Origin of the sequence: Bacillus cereus group sp. BfR-BA-01441 (assembly GCF_022663075.1) — a bacterium.
Lineage (GTDB): Bacteria > Bacillota > Bacilli > Bacillales > Bacillaceae_G > Bacillus_A > Bacillus_A cereus.
Genome location: NZ_JAKUEU010000096.1, coordinates 1 through 17,325, shown reverse-complemented (window position 1 = coordinate 17,325; position 17,325 = coordinate 1). Strand labels below are relative to the sequence as shown.

Genomic DNA, 17,325 nt, shown 5'->3' with positions numbered 1-17,325 from the left:
ACTTCTTCTTTTTCAACTATATTTTGGATTACCGTTCCGTTAAACCTTATGCTAATTTCATCAGAATCTAAATCAAATTTATACACCTTTTCACCTGGGGTACTCCATTTTATTACTCCGTTATTAAACGTCCCTCCCTCACTTACCAATTGAATATTTTCAATACTTTCTCCTTCTAAATCATATACAGGAACTTGAATTTCTTCGTTTATTTTTGCATCATTTAAAATGATATTTTGTCTTCCAACATCAATTGTAAACCACTGACCTAATTGTATTAACGGCCTTACATCACGAATCTCATTTCCAGCTAAATTTAAGCTAAATAAGTTTAGCATGGAACCAATAACCGTTACATCTTTAATATGATTGTCCGCAAGATTTAACCACTGTAAATTTTCCAATGAAGATAGTGGTGTTATATCTTCAATTTGATTATGAGATACATTCACATTATTCAATTGTTTCAAGTTTGAGATGAACTCAATATTTTTCAGGCCTACTCCTTCTAAAGTAAGTTTTTCTAAATTCGTCATGTATTCTAAACCTGTTATATCATTTATCTCATTTCCTTTTTCTTTAAGTATCTCTAATTTTTTAATCTGTAATAAATCTTCTTTTGTGATAGGAGCGTTTACATTCTCTCTACCTAAATTCTCTTTATTAATATGTTGTTGTAAAGTTTTATCGAGAATTACATTTTGACTTTCTTTTTGTTTTTCAACTATATTCTGTATAACCGTGCCATTAAATCTTATTTTACTTTCAGTAGAATTAGTATCTAGTTTAAATTCATATATTTTTTCTCCAGGACTATTCCATTTTATAAATCCGTTATTCAGAGTAGCCCCCTCACTTTGTAGATTAATATTTTGAAGTGGCTCTCCTTTAAGGTTGTATACTGGGATTTTTATTTCTTCATCTACACTTGCTTCATTTAAAAAGATTTTTTGTCTTTGAATGTCAATTGAAATTCGCTTACCTAATTCCTCAACAGGCCTTACGTCAAAAATTTCATTAGCTCCAAGATTTATCTCATGTAAATTTGTTAAAGTGCTCAACGGCGATATATCAGAGATATAATTCTCTTCTAAATTCAGCACTTGTAAATTTCCTAATTGAGATAATGGTGATATATCTTTTATTTCACTATCAGAAATTTCTAGTTCAATAAGATTACTCATTTTACTAATAGATTCAACATTATTAATTTTATTGTTCCCTATCCATAATAGTTCCACATTATTTAATCGATCAATTCCCGTAAGATCACTGATTTGATTATTTGCTAAGTATAATTGTTTCATAGTTGATAATGTAAATAATGGCTGGATATCTTTAATGTTATTACCGATTAAATCTAATGTTTTAATTTTTTTCATTTTACTTAATGGTGTAAGATCAGAAATTTTATTATCTCTTAAAAAAAGCATATTAATATTCTCTAACTGCTCAATTGGGTGAATACTTTCAATTGAATTAGACGTTAAATCAACGTACTTCAAACCTCTCAACTTCGAGATGGCTGATATGTCTTTTACATTAGACTCTCGTAACGTCAACTTCTCTAAGTTTGTCATATACTCTAAACCAGTTATTTTATTTATTCCTTTACCTGAATAAATGGATAAAGTTTTAATTTGTAATAAATCTTTCTTTGTGATTGGCGCATCTACATTATCTCTATTTAAGTTATATTTATTAATATATTTTTGTAATTGCTTATCTAATATTACATTTCCGTTTTCATCTTGTTGCTCCTCTTTATTTTCCTTTTGTTTTTCTGGAACATTGTTCTCTAAATTCAATGTATTTACTTCAAACTGTACTTGGTACTTATTGTCATAGGCCATTGTTGGAATATAAATATGCATTCGCATATTATACCTTTTTCCTAATTCCCCTACTTCAAACTGAATCACTTTCGTTCCATTTTTCTTTTTGTCTTCTGATATTACTTTCACATCATGAAACACACCTGGAGTGTGAATATCCTCTGTCTTCAAGTATTGAAAGAAATCACTATCACTTAACGTTGCTGTTACAATTTTCTTTCCATTCTCAATTGTTAATTTCGGATCCTTTATATAGACAGCTGCCATAGACTCTTCATTCGTTTTATCTTTATACGCTTTAATAACAGCGTCATATGTACCATCTTCTAAACCTTGTCCAGTTTTATTCGCCTCAATTGCTACTGCCGCTAAAGCAGGTGTTGAATACACAGCAAACGGAAGTGATAACGCCGCCGCTATAATCATTGCATTTATACGTTTTCTTTTATTTTGTTTCAACTTTACATCTCCTCCGAAATATATAATTCGAAATGTAATCATTTCTCGAATAAATGATAATGATTTTCATTATCATTGTCAACTGAAAAAATAAAAAGTTTACAAAAAAAGAACCTCTTTAAAAGAGGTTATGCCATTTTCTCACCTGATTCTTCTCTAAAAAAGCTTTTCATCGCATGAAATACGTCTGCTTTTTGCTTTAAAATATAATATCTGAAATTATCATCTTTAATATTTTTATAGGCTGACATGAGTGTACTATGGCGGTTATACTGGTTCACTTCCCCATACCCAAACATATTACACTTCTTCATTAGCTCTTCAACAAGTTTTACACATCTAGCATTATCTGATGTTAAATTATCACCATCTGAAAAATGGAATGGATAAATATTATAGCGGTCAGGTGAATATTTATTATCGATAAGTTCTAATGCTTTTTTATATACGGAAGAACATATTGTTCCGCCACTTTCTCCTTTTGAGAAAAATTCTTCTTCTGTAACGACTTTCGCTTCTGTATGATGAGCAATAAATTCAATATCAACTGTTTCATACTTTGTGCGTAAAAATCTTGTCATCCAGAAAAAGAAGCTACGTGCCATATATTTCTCCCATATTCCCATCGATCCACTCGTATCCATCATCGCTAATACAACAGCTTTTGAATCTGGCTTTAACACTTCATTCCAAGTGCGGAACTTTAAGTCTTCTTGATGAATCGGATGAAAAGATGCTTTACCACCCATCGCATTTCGTTTATATGCGGATATCATTGTTCTTTTCTTATCAATATTTCCCCATAATCCTGTTTTTCTAATGTCATTAAATTCAACATGTTCAATCCGGTTTTCATCCATTTCTTTTCTCTTTAAATTAGGCAGTTCTAACTCTCTGAAAAACGCTTGCTCTAATTCTAAAATAGAGACTTCAGCCTCATAGTAATCTTCCCCAGCTGCATCTCCTGCTCCTTGCCCTTTTCCTGGCCCTTTTTGTTTTTGACCACCTGATCCATCTCTCGCAACGACATCACCAACTTTGCTGTCACCGTTTCCTTGCCCAACATGTTTATTTTTATCATAATTGTATCTAATCTTATATTCATCTAGAGAACGAATTGGTATTTTTACAACATCCTTGCCATTAGACATAACTATACTTTCTTCTGTTACAAGATCGGGTAAATTATTCTTAATTGCCTCTTGTACTTTTTCTTGATGGCGCTGTTGGTCGTCATATCCTTTGCGATGGAGGGACCAGTTTTCCTGTGAAATCGTATAATTTGGTTGATTTTCTTCGCCCATTCCTTTCCCTCCTTACTGTAATTGTCTTCCTGTATGAACAGCAATCTATAAATTTTGTTCTGTAATATGCAAGCTAGAATATTTGAAAGGTAACTGCCCACAGAAAATCATCCCATAAACATTTATAACGTTTTTCATACAATACCCCGAGCATCCTAAACAAAATTTTGCCACTCACATAAATAGAAAGAAATATTCAGCCACTGATAAGAAAGAAACACAATGCATTGTTGCACACATTTTTAATTTGCAACATATTGTATTGTGTTGGCTTTTTTCGTATGAATGGTTGGTTACTCTATCATATGCATATTGTAAAAATAATTGACAATAAATTCATAAAATTGCATCTTAATTTATTACATTTGGACAAGGTATGACACTTTATACACATATGAACGGATAATAAAACGCTGTCCCGCAAAATACAAGAGACAGCGTTTTGTTATCAAACTATCTGTTTAACAAGCTACCTACATAGCGTAGTAATTCATTTGCTGAAGAAGAATTATAACCATGCTCATCAATTAAACGCGCAACAACATCATTGATTTTCTTAAGCTGATTTTCGTCCGGCGTTTTCGTTGATGTTGTAATTTTCACTATATCTTTTAAATCAGCAAATAGTTTTTTCTGAATCGCTTCACGAAGACGTTCATGTGAATTATAATCAAAGCGTTTTCCTTTACGGGCATAAGCAGAAATGCGAATTAAAATCTCTTCACGGAACGCTTTCTTAGCATTTTCTGAAATTCCAATTTGCTCTTCAATTGAGCGCATTAATTTTTCATCTGGACTCATTTCTTCTCCTGTTAACGGATCACGTAATTTCGATTTATTGCAGTACGCCTCAACGTTATCTAAGTAATTATCCATAAGCGTCTTAGCTGATTCTTCATATGAATAAACAAACGCTTTTTGTACTTCTTTCTTCGCGATTTCATCGTATTCTTTTCTCGCTAATGAGATGAAGTTCATGTAACGTTCACGGTCTTCATTACTAATGGATGGATGCTGATCTAGCCCATCTTTTAAAGATCTAAGTACATCTAACGCGTTAATAGATGGTACCTCTTTTCGAATGATTGTAGACGAAATTCGGTTAATGACATAACGAGGATCAATACCCTTCATACCTTCATCTTGATATTCGCGTTGTAATTCTTCTACATCAATCGCATTATAACCTTCTACCGTTTCTCCATCATACAAACGCATCTTTTTAATTAAATCAATATCCGGACGCTTCGGATCTTTTAAACGAGTTAAAATAGTGAACATTGCTGCAACGCGAAGTGTGTGTGGTGCAATGTGAACATTCGATACATCACTTTCACGAATCATTTTTTCATAAATATGTTCTTCTTCACTTACTCGTAAATTATAAGGAACTGGCATTACAATAATTCTTGAGTGCAATGCTTCATTTTTCTTATTTGCTATAAATGAGCGATACTCTGTTTCATTCGTATGCGCTACAATTAATTCATCTGCTGAAATAAGCGCAAATCTTCCCGCTTTGAAATTCCCTTCTTGCGTAAGCGATAATAAGTGCCATAAAAACTTCTCATCGCATTTTAACATCTCTTGGAACTCCATCATTCCTCGGTTTGCCTTATTTAATTCTCCATCAAATCGATACGCACGCGGATCTGATTCTGAACCATATTCTGCAATCGTAGAAAAGTCCAGACTACCTGTTAAATCTGCAATATCCTGTGATTTTGGATCAGACGGGCTAAATGTACCAATCCCTGTACGGCGATCTTCAGAGAAGAAAATACGCTCTACAACTACATCCTCAATTCTTGATCCGTATTCTTGCTCTAAACGCATGACATTTAGTGGTGATAAATTCCCTTCAATTCTAACCCCATACTCATCAAAGAAATCATCTCGTAAATGATGTGGAATTAAATGCAGTGGATCCTCGTGCATTGGGCATCCTTTAATTGCAAAAATTGCTCCGCGATCTGTTCTTGAATATGTTTCTAATCCTCGTTTCAACATTGTAACTAACGTTGATTTCCCTCCACTAACAGGACCCATTAATAATAAAATTCTTTTTCTAACATCTAATCGTTTTGCAGATGGATGAAAATATTCCTCTACAAGACGTTCTAGAGCATCCTCTAATCCAAAGAGCTGATTACTAAAGAAGTTATACTTTCTTCTACCATCAACTTCTTCAATTCCAGCGTCTTTTATCATATTGTAAATGCGAGAGTGTGCTGTTTGAGCCACCCATGGTCTTTCTTTCACAAGCTCCAAATACTCCGCAAACGTACCTTCCCATTGTAAACGTTCTTCTGCTGCTCGATGCTGTTCAATCTTTTTTAGAATATCCATTATAGCTCCTCCCCCATCTCCTTGTTCAATCGGATTATTATAAAAGGTATGCTAGGATGTCCTTAAACATTCTTTAAATCAAAACGAAATATATAATAGCACGCTAAAATTCTCTCCAAAATTCAAAGAAAATTCTGTATAATATAGGTATTAACATTTTTACACTGCTATTCATTATAAATAAATTCTTTTCTTCTAAGAACCTTACATACATTTTGGATAATAAATAAAACTCATAAACCGAAAACAGTAAGGAGGATATTAGTATGAAATTATTATTAATTTTAGGTGTATCACTCACATTTCTTACAGCTATTTTTACATCCGGTTACAATGACAAACCAGGTACACATAAAAAATGATGTGCTTTTAGCACATCATTTTTTTATTTATAATACATATTTTCCATATCATATTTGGATAGTGGTCGGCTATAATAATAACCTTGTACAAGCTTCACATTCTTTTCTTTCAAAAACTGTATTTGCTCCTTTTTTTCTACTCCTTCTGCAATTATATTCAATTCTAAAGTATGAGCTAAATGAATAATTGCAGCTGTAATATTCGTATCACGTTCATCTATATGTATACCTTCCATAAAAGAACGATCAATTTTTAAAGTATCAATTGGATATGTTTTTAAATAACTTAAAGATGAATAGCCTGTTCCAAAATCATCTAAATGAATCTTTAAATTTTGTTCTTTTAATTGTAGTAACACTCTCTTTGATATATCTTTATGTATAAGAGCTCCTTCTGTAACCTCTATCGCTAATAAATGAGCTGATACATTGTACTTATTTAAAGCCCGTGTAATCATCTCTATTAATGTAATAGAACGAAAGTGTCTAGCTGAAATATTAACCGCAATTGGGACCACTTCATATCCTTTATTTAACCATTCGCGCAGTTGCTGACACACTTGATTTACTACCCATTCATCGAGCTTAATAATAAATCCTGTTCTTTCTGCCAACGGAATAAATTGGTTTGGAGAAACAAATCCTAATTCCTTATTCTCCCACCTTATTAAAGCTTCCATACTAGCTATTTTTTTCGTTTCAATATTAATTTGTGGCTGATAATATAAGAAAAATTCATTTTTTTCTATAGCACGATGTAACTGGTTTTCTATTATAAACCTTTGTTCACGCTCACAGTCTAATCCACTACAATAAAAATGATAATGTCCTTTTCCTTTTTCTTTTGCTTTTTCTAAAGCAGCATCGACCCTCTGAAATAGTATTTTTTCATCTTCTCCATCTGCTGGAGCCATTACAATTCCAATTGATGCACTTAAATATACATCTTCTTCTTCGATTACAAAATATTCACTAATATTTTTCAGTATGCTTTTTGCAACTTCCTCTACATATTCTTTCGTTATATTTTCTATCAACATAACAAATTGATCATCGTGTTCTCTAAATAAGTGCATACCTTCTATTTTTAGATTGCTTAAACATTCTGTAACTTTTTGTAATACTTTATCTCCCTCTTTATGACCAAATGTATCATTAATACGATGAAACTCATCTAAATCTATAAATACAAGCGCAAAATTTACACTCTCATTTAAAAAAGTATTTAACTTATTTGTACATGAAATTCTATTCATTAATCCCGTTAACTGGTCATAGTAAGCTAAATATTCTGTTTGCATTTCGTTTAATACTTGCCTTGTAACATCTCTCGTAACAATATAAATCCCAACAATTTCACCGTTCACAATAATCGGGATAGTTCTCAAAGAAATATATAGCTCGTACCCTTCTTTATGAACATATTTCTTTGAAACAATTTGTTTTGCTTTTCCTTGCATCGATCCCTTAAATATAATTTGAAAATCTTTTTCATATTCTTTATTAATGAATTCAAAAATAAATTTATTATTTAATTCCTCATACCGGTATCCAAATATTTCATACGTTGCCGGATTTGCATATGTAACTCTCCCTATAGAATCTATAGATATAATTGAGTCATTATTATATTCCAGTAACGACTTAAATAACATTTGTTTTTCCTCTATCTTTGTCTTCTCCTCAATTTGAGCTGTAATATCTCTTGTAATACAAATAACAAATTGACATATTCCTTCTTCGTCGCAGACAGGATTAAGTGAAGATTCATAATGTATCTCACCTTTTGGTAAATTGACTACATCACAAAAGGTGTGTGCTTTCGCTTCTCTCACTACTTTTGCATATTGCCTTTGCAATATCCCCGCTATATCTTTTGGTAATACTTCTGCAAAAGTTTTTCCATAGCACTCTTCGCTTAACCTAGCATAATCCATTCCTATTTTATTCACATACATATATTGAAACGTTTCATTATCAATAACTTTCAATATGAATACTAAATCTTGAATAGCATGTAATAATCCTTGTCTAATTAAATCCATATCTATCATACTTAAAAAGGTATTTTGATTACTATATTCTTCCTTCATATTTATCTCAACCCGTCTTATCTATTTTTAATCATATATCCCATTCTATATGATTATGTCCTCTCTTTTAAATGTATGATTATATATTATTTTTATTTTATAAAAAAAAGTCGCCATATGGCGACTTTTAATAAACGATTTCTAAATCTAATCCAGGGTAATTTTGTTGACGGAACGCTTCATAAATTAAAATTGCTGCTGTATTAGATAAATTTAATGAACGTACTTTATCTGTCATTGGAATACGTAAACAATGATCAAAGTTTTCTTCGATTACATTAGCTGGTAAGCCGTTTGTTTCTCTTCCAAATACAAAATAGTAATCCTTCTCACGCTTGCTATAGTCAAACGCTGTATGAGCTTTCTCGCCATACTTTGTTAAATAGAAGAATTCACCGTCTTTATTTTTTTCATAAAATTCTTCAATTGAATCATAATACGTAATTTTTACGTGCTGCCAATAATCTAATCCTGCACGCTTTAACATTTTATCATCCGTTGAAAATCCAAGCGGTCTAATCAAATGTAATTCTGTTCCAGTTGCTGCACAAGTACGAGCAATATTCCCTGTATTTGCTGGAATTTCTGGCTGATATAAAACAACATGTACTCCCACGCGATATTCACCTCTGTTTTTTGTCTACTACGTATTATACCACTTGAGCGAAAAATCTCTACCCATTAATAATATGAAAGAATTTATATTTCATTTGTGGTGTATATTTACTAGAGTCTTCATAGTTCCAATAACGTCGACGGCTATTCGCTGAATGTGCATTTACAAGCGGCATACCATCTGCATCTTTTGCTACTACAATCGTCGTATGATTCCATCTTCCGTCATCCTCGAAATCATAAGCAATGACATCTCCAAGAATAAGTTCTTCTGGCCTCTCTACCGCCTCTGCTCGAAGTCCTGTTGTAGCACCTGACAAATACCAATAAAAAGAATGTGCAACAGCCCAGCTCCAACTCCACTGATTCTCCCTTTGCCACCATCCTTTACGAATATTAGGATACCCGTTCATAGGTACTTCTCCAGTATGAAGACATTGAGAAATGAAATTCGTACAATTATCAGGGAAATTACGATACATAGGATTCCGGTCATCCCACCAACGCTCTGCATATTTCACTGCCTCTAAACGATTATACTGATAAGAACCGTACTTCTCTTTCGTAATATCCCTTTCTAATGTCTCACCCATTCTAATTTCTTCTGACACTTCAATAGCAGAATCGCCTATAATTCGACTATTATTTAAACAAACTCTTCGTTTTAATTGTTCCTCTTCAATATAAAATAATTCTTTATGCTTAATTAAATATTTAAAATGTATTTGATAATCAATTTCTTGATGGTCATTACTATTTAATTGTCTAATGAAAGAAACATCCGCAGTTGCTTTCACTATATGTGCACTACGCCTTTGAAACAATTGTTTCTTTCTCAGTGCCATTTGTAGTAAATCCTCAGCAATACCATCCACATTCGTTCTTTTTTCCGTTATATATGCTAAAAATTGTTGTACTTGGTTTTCAATCTTCGTTTTTACAACCATTCTGTCTCCCTCCCATATTACAATATGAAAAAGGGAAATATTATCTACTCTTTTTTCTGTGCTAACAATTCAAGCCCGCGATTCATTTCATGAAGCACTTCTTCATCTTTCTCACGTTCCATCGCTTTCTCAATCGCTTCGCCTACTCCATCTCCGCCAATTTTCCCAAGTGCCCATGCTGCCGTTCCGCGTAGTACCGGTCTTGGGTCATCTTTCATAACACCAATTAAATCTGGAATTGCCGATGCTTCTTTAAAATGTGCTAATGCTAAAATCGCATTTCTTTGCAGTGGTTTTTTCCCTCTCCATGACCCTGACATAATCCCATATTTCTCTTTAAAATCACGATTACTAATTGTTAAAAGTGGCGTTAATAATGGTTTAACTAGCTCAGGATCCGGCTCCATCTCAGGATGATTATGAAAATCCATTCCTTTGTTTTTCGGACAAACAGTCTGACACGTATCACATCCATATATGCGATTTCCTATTTTATCGCGATATTCTTCAGGTAGGAATCCTTTCGTTTGTGTTAAAAACGCAATGCACTTCTTCGAATCTAACTGTCCCCCCTGTATTAAAGCACCGGTAGGGCAAATATCGATACATTTCGTACAGCCTCCGCATTGATCTTCTATCGGCTTATCTGGCGGGAATGGAACATTTGTAATCATTTCCCCTAAGTATACGTACGAACCAAATTCAGGTGTAATAATAGAGCAGTTTTTACCGCTCCATCCAATACCAGCACGCTCTGATACAGCTCGATCACTTAATTCACCTGTATCAACCATGGACTTCACTTCTATATCGGGAAGTTTTTCAATTAAATATGCCTCTAATTTTTGCAAACGATCTCGTAAAACAAGATGATAATCTTGTCCCCAAGAAGCACGACAAAAAATCCCACGGCGTTCTCCACGCTTACTTAATGGTGCATTTTTTAATTTTGAAGGATATGCTAAAGCAATCGCAATAATTGATTTAGCACCCGGTAATAACAGTTGCGGATTCGTTCTCTTCTCTATATCAGGCTCTTCAAATCCAGATTGATAATTTAATTGTTGTTGCTGGATTAAGCGCTGCTTTAATTCCTCAAAAGGAGAAGCGCTCGCAAAGCCTATTTTATCTATGCCAATTGTTTTACTATACGCAATTACATCTTGCTTTAATTGTTCAAAATCCACTCTTAATCGCCTCCTCAGATGAATCCACCCCTTATGTAACCACTCTATTGGTTAGTAATTCACGTTTGGAATACTATCATTTACTTCTATTTTCGCATGTAATTATATTTTTCAAACATTAAAAAACGCAATGCCTCGTTTATCTCGGAAACGAAACACTGCGTTGATCACAATTTATAGAAAAACTTTTAATAAAATTTGGAGCGGGTGAAGAGAATCGAACTCTCGACCAGAGCTTGGAAGGCTCTTGTTTTACCACTAAACTACACCCGCAAATATGAATTACATATAAGATATTAGAATAACTTATGTAAAATAGTATAGCATGTAAAAAAAGTAGAGGCAAGAATTTTATCGAAAAAAGTCGAAAAAGTGATGAGAGACCTCATCACTTTTTCAATTCTTTATCAATTGCCTTCTTCATACTATCAAAATCAGGATTTGCAAGATTTCCGTTTACATATACAGAAGGGGCACCTTGAACTTTTAATTTTTGAGCACGATCTGAATCTTTACGTACTTTTTCTGTAATTTCTTTACTGTGTAAGTCTTTCTTAAATTGCTCTACATCAACTTTTGGAAGTTTCTCTTTCACAATGCTAAGAAGCAAATCTTCTGTAATCCATTCTTCCGTATCTTTCTTTTGATTTTGATAAATCTCATCATAGAAAATCCAGAATGAATCTTTATCTTGTTTATAAATTGCTTCACCAGCTGCTGCACCTAAATCTGAGTCTTTTCCGATAAATGGGAAGTTAATAAAATATAACTGCACTTTGCCTTTATCAATATACTCTTCTTTTAATCGAGGTAATACTGTTACATCCCAAGTACGACAAGCAGGACATTTAAAGTCTCCAAATTCAACTACCTTAACTGGAGCATCATCTTTCCCTAAAGATTGTTGCGTAGAATAAGCAAACATCTCATTCCCTTTATCTTTTTTGTCATTTATGATGCTATACGCAATTGTTCCAATTACAATCAATACTGCGATAGAAAAAACTATACCAAGAGCCATGAGTTTATTTGATTTCATATACATTCCTCTTTAAATTCATATTCTGTATACAGCATTGTACACAATACACATAATATCAACACTTATATACGTCACGCAATGAACACGCTCACATAAATTACAAAAACACAATAATTGTGACGATATTGTGTCACAATTTGTCACAATTTATTCAAAAAAAGAAGCTCCTCTATAGGAACTTCTCTTAACTTACTGCTTTTTTACGCGCGTTATTTAACATCGACTGCTCTATTTTTATATCATGACGAATTACCAATTTCTCACTAACTGCTTGAACATACTCATCATGGCTTATATAGCCTTCTTTCTCCATTAGTCTCAAAACGACATTACGTCTCTCTACTGCTTTATCATAATTTTGGGCAGGTGAGTAATAAGCAGGTGCTTTTACTACAGCAGCCATCATTGCACTTTCAGCCAACGTTAATTGGTTCACCTTTTTACCGAAGTAAAGGTTTGCTGCTTTTTCAATTCCCCATGCTCCTTCTCCATAATAAATATTACTTACATATAATTTTAATATTTCATCCTTCGTAAATGTGCGTTCAATTTTTTTCGTATAAAAAATCTCTTTCCACTTCCGAGAAAATGTACGTTCATTCGTTAAAAAGGCATTTTTAGATAGCTGCTGTGTAATTGTGCTTCCTCCTTGCACGACACCACCAGCCTTTATATTCTCAACAGAGGCCCTAATAATTGCTATATAATCTAAACCGTTATGATGATAAAATCTTTTATCTTCTGTCGCAATAAATGCATGTGTTAATGATTCTGGCACCTCTAACTTAGCCGGTACATGTAATTTACTAATATCACTTTTCTCAATCATTACATTTCCAATGAATAATAACGTACAACTTAACAATAATAATAATATAATGGCTTTATAAAAAAGTTTAGTCATTGGATTTAATGCAACTTTTTGATGATAGTTCACCCTAGATAATACTCGTTCTTTCATCTTGAACACCTCTTTTCCACACAGCATATAACTCTTACTTTAAGAATACATTGTTGTAAAAAAATATCCCATCGATTTCTCTTACACGTACCTTACATCATTGTAAGGTATAAAGTGAAACTTTAATCGGTCCTCATTAATCAAGCTTACTGCCCAGCAAATAGTGGGATAAAAAAGTATTGTATCACAGTCTTTTTTTATCTACTATTCATCTGAAATATTGAATATAGGTTATGTTAAAGTACGAATAACCAATAAAAGAGAAACCCTTAAGACTATTATATTTTCACTTTACACTTTAATTATATCATCTACAAATATATATACTTTTGACTATCTAGTAATCTAAATGTATATAACATATAGATTTATTATACAGAACAAACGTTCCCGAAATCAATACTAGTGCTATTATTATTTTGACCTTTTTCTTAAACAGTATACAAAAAAAAGAGTAGTGATTCGAATGTATCTCAAATCGGCTACTCTTTTCTTTACAATCTTCCTATTAAATTATACGGCTGTACTTCCCACGTTTCATACGGAATAAAATGTGTTGCTCTCATTGCATCAAGCGTTCTGGATTTCATATGAGGACGCGTTATATACTCATCTATGTTCTCTTCATTTAAATCAACAAATTTAGCCTCTTGTATTTCTTCAGGTTGAATTTTTATTTCACCACTTATATATGCTACTTTAAAAACAACAGCTAGAATATGCATAGAAGTATTATAATAAACGCCTGTAATTCCGATAGGCTTCACCGTTAACCCTGTTTCCTCTTTTATTTCCCTACAGACAGCTTGATCGAGCGCTTCGCCTTCTTCTACCTGTCCTCCTGGCAACTCCCACGTATCAGCTCGCCAGTGCACTTTTGTTAATAACACTTCATTTTTTCCATTTGTTAAATAACCGGCTACAGCAACGATATGCTTTGGTGTCTTATGTTCCATATTAAGCCTCCTAGAGATAATGAATATTTTATATATCCCTATAATCATATTCCCTACCTACAACAAAATACCTTTAATACTTCATCACCTTAATTAACTTCATAAAAAAGACCCTATCCGCTAAGCGAAAAGGGTCATCTATCGTATTACTCTCCTAAGTCTACGTTGTGATAAACTTGTTGAACATCTTCTAAATCTTCTAATGCATCAACCATTTTCTCAAATTGTGCTTGAGCATCTTCAGGAAGTGTTACATCACTTTGTGCAAGCATTGTTAATTCTGCAACTGTAAACTCCTCAACGCCAGCAGCTTTAAGTGCAGATTGTACTGCATGAAATTGATCTGGTTCAGCATACACGATAACAGAATCTTCTTCTTCTAGAATGTCACGTGCATCTACATCTGCTTCCATTAAAATTTCAAGAACTTCATCTGATGTTTTACCTTCAAGGCCGATAACAGCTGTCGCATCAAACATGTAAGCTACAGAACCGTTCACACCCATATTACCACTGTTTTTGCTAAATGCAGCTCGTACATCTGCTGCAGTACGGTTTACGTTATTTGTAAGTGTATCTACAATAACCATAGCTCCATTTGGTCCGAATCCTTCATAACGAAGCTCGTCATAATTTTCTTCTGAACCGCCTTTTGCTTTTTCAACTGCACGATCAATAATTGTTCTTGGAACATTGTATGTTTTCGCACGCTCTAATACAACTCTTAGTGCTTGGTTTGATTCTGGATCTGGCTCGCCTTGTTTTGCTGCCACATAAATTTCACGCCCAAATTTCGCGTATATACGGCTTGTATTTGCATCTTTTGATGCTTTTTTGTCTTTAATATTGTTCCATTTACGGCCCATACTTTCCACTCTCTTTCCCGTTTTAAATCTACATAAAAATATTAATATGAAATATAATGTGTGTTCAACACATTTTTAAAAGAAATATAAAAAGTTCATTTTTGATTCATATTACAGACATAATATAAATCACTATCATTTTGTTCTTTCGACAAGTTATATTATACATGAATTCCTACGTTTATTACGAATTTTAGAAGCACATAGTATAATTTAACAAAAAGACTCTAACATTTCTGTTAGAGTCTTTTTATATTGCCAATAAAGATTTCTATATTATTTCCATAATTGTTTTCTATTGTTGTATAATAAAAATAGGAAAAAATTTGAAGAAAAGATGGAGGGTGAATTATGACACATTCAAAAGACAAAAAATCACATGCTTTTAAAGGAATAGGAGAAAAATTAAACCCAACTATCTATCAAGTGAGATTCATGAAATTAGATGAACCAATTCGATTTGAGTCGTTTCCTGAATTAAAGGAATTAGGAGACTGGTTGAGTACTTCAACGCACATGTGGTCATGCCACTCAACTATGTACAAATACAACAGAGAAGAGTTTGAAAAGAAGTTCTTAGAAATTACGAAATTAACAGCTGATCATGTACTAATATCTACTGGTGGCGTCGGATTTAACTTCCTGTCACCAGGTTGGAGAAATTCTCTATAAAATAATGAAATTATATAAAGGGATAAAAATTTATCCCTTTATTGTTTTGTAGCTTTCCCCAACTGTATCGCATGTACTAAATGAATAAGTTTACCTTAATCATTTATAACCATTTCACCAACACACCATTTTGCTTATTTTATAGTGTGATGAAAACATAAAAAGACTCTACACATTTGGTGTAGAGTCTTTTATTACGCCGTTCATGATACCGATGGTCGGGGTCGAACCGACACTCCCGAAGGAACACGATTTTGAGTCGTGCGCGTCTGCCAATTCCGCCACATCGGCACAAAAGAAAAGGCGGCAACCGGATTTGAACCGGTGATAAAGGTTTTGCAGACCTCTGCCTTACCACTTGGCTATGCCGCCATATTAAATTTTATTGGAGCGGAAGACGGGATTCGAACCCGCGACCCCAACCTTGGCAAGGTTGTATTCTACCACTGAACTACTTCCGCAAAAATGGCTGGGCTAGCTGGATTCGAACCAGCGCATGACGGAGTCAAAGTCCGTTGCCTTACCGCTTGGCTATAGCCCATCGAATTCTTACTTAATTATATGTAAGTATCCATTAGATTATTTGTAATTTTTAAAATAAAAATGGGGCGACTGATGGGAATCGAACCCACGAATGCCGGAGCCACAATCCGGTGCGTTAACCACTTCGCCACAACCGCCATGTTGTGTAAATATATTTGGCAGGGGCAGTAGGAATCGAACCCACACTGGAGGTTTTGGAGACCTCAGTTCTACCTTTAAACTATGCCCCTATGTAAATGGTGGAGGGGGGCAGATTCGAACTGCCGAACCCGAAGGAGCGGATTTACAGTCCGCCGCGTTTAGCCACTTCGCTACCCCTCCGAAACTTACATGGTGCCGGCTAGAGGACTTGAACCCCCAACCTACTGATTACAAGTCAGTTGCTCTACCAATTGAGCTAAGCCGGCGTATTTTATTAAAATAAATGGTGGCTCGGGACGGAATCGAACCGCCGACACGAGGATTTTCAGTCCTCTGCTCTACCGACTGAGCTACCGAGCCTTATTAAAATGGCGGTCCCGACCGGGGTCGAACCGGCGATCTCCTGCGTGACAGGCAGGCATGTTAACCACTACACCACGGGACCATTTGGTTGCGGGGACAGGATTTGAACCTGCGACCTTCGGGTTATGAGCCCGACGAGCTACCGTGCTGCTCCACCCCGCGATAATACTATTCATATAAAATTTATATGGTGGAGGATGACGGGATCGAACCGCCGACCCCCTGCTTGTAAGGCAGGTGCTCTCCCAGCTGAGCTAATCCTCCAAAGTGGTGACCCGTACGGGATTCGAACCCGTGTTACCGCCGTGAAAGGGCGGTGTCTTAACCACTTGACCAACGGGCCAAATATTATAAATCCTATGGCGGAGAGCAAGGGATTCGAACCCTTGATACGCTTGTGACGTATACACGATTTCCAATCGTGCTCCTTCGGCCAACTCGGACAGCTCTCCAATGGCTCCGCAGGTAGGAATCGAACCTACGACCGATCGGTTAACAGCCGATAGCTCTACCGCTGAGCTACTGCGGAATAATATTGCCTGGCAACGTCCTACTCTCACAGGGACAAGGTCCCAACTACCATCGGCGCTAGAGAGCTTAACTTCCGTGTTCGGTATGGGAACGGGTGTG

12 protein-coding genes, 16 tRNA genes and 1 rRNA gene are annotated in these 17,325 nt (G+C 34.6%); 1 reads left to right on the top strand and 28 read right to left on the bottom strand.

The genetic code is table 11. From position 1 onward, the window contains the following. The 12 genes from MR107_RS25805 to MR107_RS25750 all read right to left on the bottom strand — a co-directional run. Positions 1–2,294 (bottom strand): leucine-rich repeat domain-containing protein (locus MR107_RS25805; protein WP_242292873.1); only part of this gene is annotated, 2,294 nt, incomplete at its 3' end. Positions 2,295–2,422: 128 nt separating this feature from the next. Next, positions 2,423–3,598, bottom strand: a complete 1,176-nt coding sequence (yhbH, locus tag MR107_RS25800) for a sporulation protein YhbH (protein ID WP_006925084.1) — start codon at positions 3,596–3,598, stop codon at positions 2,423–2,425. Between the two features lie 453 nt (positions 3,599–4,051). Beyond that, a complete protein-coding gene (locus MR107_RS25795; RefSeq protein ID WP_000353273.1) occupies positions 4,052–5,947 on the bottom strand; it encodes a PrkA family serine protein kinase in 1,896 nt (631 codons plus the stop codon). Positions 5,948–6,332: 385 nt separating this feature from the next. Beyond that, positions 6,333–8,402 (bottom strand): sensor domain-containing protein, encoded by a 2,070-nt coding sequence (locus MR107_RS25790; RefSeq protein ID WP_242292872.1) that lies wholly within the window; start codon positions 8,400–8,402, stop codon positions 6,333–6,335. Positions 8,403–8,529: 127 nt separating this feature from the next. Next, entirely contained in the window at positions 8,530–9,018 is a 489-nt protein-coding gene (trmL, locus tag MR107_RS25785) for a tRNA (uridine(34)/cytosine(34)/5-carboxymethylaminomethyluridine(34)-2'-O)-methyltransferase TrmL (RefSeq protein ID WP_000538147.1), read from the bottom strand. Positions 9,019–9,076: 58 nt separating this feature from the next. After that, a complete protein-coding gene (locus MR107_RS25780; protein WP_000260591.1) occupies positions 9,077–9,964 on the bottom strand; it encodes an amidase domain-containing protein in 888 nt (295 codons plus the stop codon). A gap of 44 nt (positions 9,965–10,008) precedes the next feature. After that, positions 10,009–11,151, bottom strand: coding sequence for a tRNA epoxyqueuosine(34) reductase QueG (gene queG / locus MR107_RS25775; RefSeq protein ID WP_000345215.1), 1,143 nt, complete (start codon positions 11,149–11,151; stop codon positions 10,009–10,011). A gap of 199 nt (positions 11,152–11,350) precedes the next feature. After that, positions 11,351–11,424: transfer RNA gene (locus MR107_RS25770), tRNA-Gly, on the bottom strand. 115 nt (positions 11,425–11,539) lie between these two features. After that, positions 11,540–12,190: a DsbA family protein gene (locus MR107_RS25765; protein WP_000841308.1), complete on the bottom strand. Its 651-nt coding sequence runs from the start codon at positions 12,188–12,190 to the stop codon at positions 11,540–11,542. A 187-nt stretch (positions 12,191–12,377) separates the two neighbouring features. Continuing rightward, a complete protein-coding gene (locus MR107_RS25760; RefSeq protein ID WP_242292871.1) occupies positions 12,378–13,154 on the bottom strand; it encodes a transglycosylase domain-containing protein in 777 nt (258 codons plus the stop codon). A 494-nt stretch (positions 13,155–13,648) separates the two neighbouring features. Further along, complete coding sequence (locus tag MR107_RS25755) at positions 13,649–14,110, bottom strand: NUDIX hydrolase (RefSeq protein WP_000400469.1); 462 nt, start codon at positions 14,108–14,110, stop codon at positions 13,649–13,651. Between the two features lie 146 nt (positions 14,111–14,256). After that, the gene (locus tag MR107_RS25750) at positions 14,257–14,976 is read right to left on the bottom strand and encodes a YebC/PmpR family DNA-binding transcriptional regulator (protein WP_242245746.1); all 720 of its coding nucleotides are present in this window, start codon (positions 14,974–14,976) and stop codon (positions 14,257–14,259) included. A gap of 351 nt (positions 14,977–15,327) precedes the next feature. Here MR107_RS25750 and MR107_RS25745 point away from each other — a divergent pair, with 351 nt between their 5' ends. Continuing rightward, complete coding sequence (locus MR107_RS25745; RefSeq protein WP_025690149.1) at positions 15,328–15,648, top strand: DUF3884 family protein; 321 nt, start codon at positions 15,328–15,330, stop codon at positions 15,646–15,648. 209 nt (positions 15,649–15,857) lie between these two features. Here MR107_RS25745 and MR107_RS25740 read toward each other — a convergent pair. From MR107_RS25740 to rrf, 16 genes are all read right to left on the bottom strand, one after another. Continuing rightward, positions 15,858–15,939, bottom strand: a tRNA-Leu gene (locus tag MR107_RS25740). A 10-nt stretch (positions 15,940–15,949) separates the two neighbouring features. Next, positions 15,950–16,020 (bottom strand) — tRNA-Cys (locus tag MR107_RS25735). A 14-nt stretch (positions 16,021–16,034) separates the two neighbouring features. After that, positions 16,035–16,109 (bottom strand) — tRNA-Gly (locus MR107_RS25730). 5 nt (positions 16,110–16,114) lie between these two features. After that, a tRNA-Gln gene (locus MR107_RS25725) sits at positions 16,115–16,189 on the bottom strand. Between the two features lie 63 nt (positions 16,190–16,252). Further along, a tRNA-His gene (locus MR107_RS25720) sits at positions 16,253–16,328 on the bottom strand. Between the two features lie 19 nt (positions 16,329–16,347). Continuing rightward, positions 16,348–16,421, bottom strand: a tRNA-Trp gene (locus tag MR107_RS25715). Between the two features lie 7 nt (positions 16,422–16,428). Further along, positions 16,429–16,512, bottom strand: a tRNA-Tyr gene (locus MR107_RS25710). Positions 16,513–16,522: 10 nt separating this feature from the next. After that, positions 16,523–16,598: transfer RNA gene (locus tag MR107_RS25705), tRNA-Thr, on the bottom strand. Between the two features lie 18 nt (positions 16,599–16,616). Beyond that, positions 16,617–16,692 (bottom strand) — tRNA-Phe (locus MR107_RS25700). 9 nt (positions 16,693–16,701) lie between these two features. Further along, positions 16,702–16,777, bottom strand: a tRNA-Asp gene (locus MR107_RS25695). Between the two features lie 3 nt (positions 16,778–16,780). After that, positions 16,781–16,857: transfer RNA gene (locus tag MR107_RS25690), tRNA-Met, on the bottom strand. A gap of 26 nt (positions 16,858–16,883) precedes the next feature. Next, positions 16,884–16,959 (bottom strand) — tRNA-Val (locus MR107_RS25685). A 4-nt stretch (positions 16,960–16,963) separates the two neighbouring features. Next, a tRNA-Glu gene (locus MR107_RS25680) sits at positions 16,964–17,038 on the bottom strand. A 17-nt stretch (positions 17,039–17,055) separates the two neighbouring features. Continuing rightward, positions 17,056–17,147 (bottom strand) — tRNA-Ser (locus tag MR107_RS25675). A 2-nt stretch (positions 17,148–17,149) separates the two neighbouring features. After that, positions 17,150–17,224: transfer RNA gene (locus MR107_RS25670), tRNA-Asn, on the bottom strand. 8 nt (positions 17,225–17,232) lie between these two features. Further along, positions 17,233–17,325, bottom strand: a 5S ribosomal RNA gene (rrf, locus tag MR107_RS25665); the annotation flags it as partial.

Coding starts and splice junctions, on each gene's coding strand:
- yhbH (WP_006925084.1), bottom strand. CDS start 3,598: ATGGGCGAAGAAAATCAACCAAATTATACGATTTCACAGGAAAACTGG.
- MR107_RS25795 (WP_000353273.1), bottom strand. CDS start 5,947: ATGGATATTCTAAAAAAGATTGAACAGCATCGAGCAGCAGAAGAACGT.
- MR107_RS25790 (WP_242292872.1), bottom strand. CDS start 8,402: ATGAAGGAAGAATATAGTAATCAAAATACCTTTTTAAGTATGATAGAT.
- MR107_RS25780 (WP_000260591.1), bottom strand. CDS start 9,964: ATGGTTGTAAAAACGAAGATTGAAAACCAAGTACAACAATTTTTAGCA.
- MR107_RS25765 (WP_000841308.1), bottom strand. CDS start 12,190: ATGAAATCAAATAAACTCATGGCTCTTGGTATAGTTTTTTCTATCGCA.
- MR107_RS25760 (WP_242292871.1), bottom strand. CDS start 13,154: ATGAAAGAACGAGTATTATCTAGGGTGAACTATCATCAAAAAGTTGCA.
- MR107_RS25755 (WP_000400469.1), bottom strand. CDS start 14,110: ATGGAACATAAGACACCAAAGCATATCGTTGCTGTAGCCGGTTATTTA.
- MR107_RS25750 (WP_242245746.1), bottom strand. CDS start 14,976: ATGGGCCGTAAATGGAACAATATTAAAGACAAAAAAGCATCAAAAGAT.
- MR107_RS25745 (WP_025690149.1), top strand. CDS start 15,328: ATGACACATTCAAAAGACAAAAAATCACATGCTTTTAAAGGAATAGGA.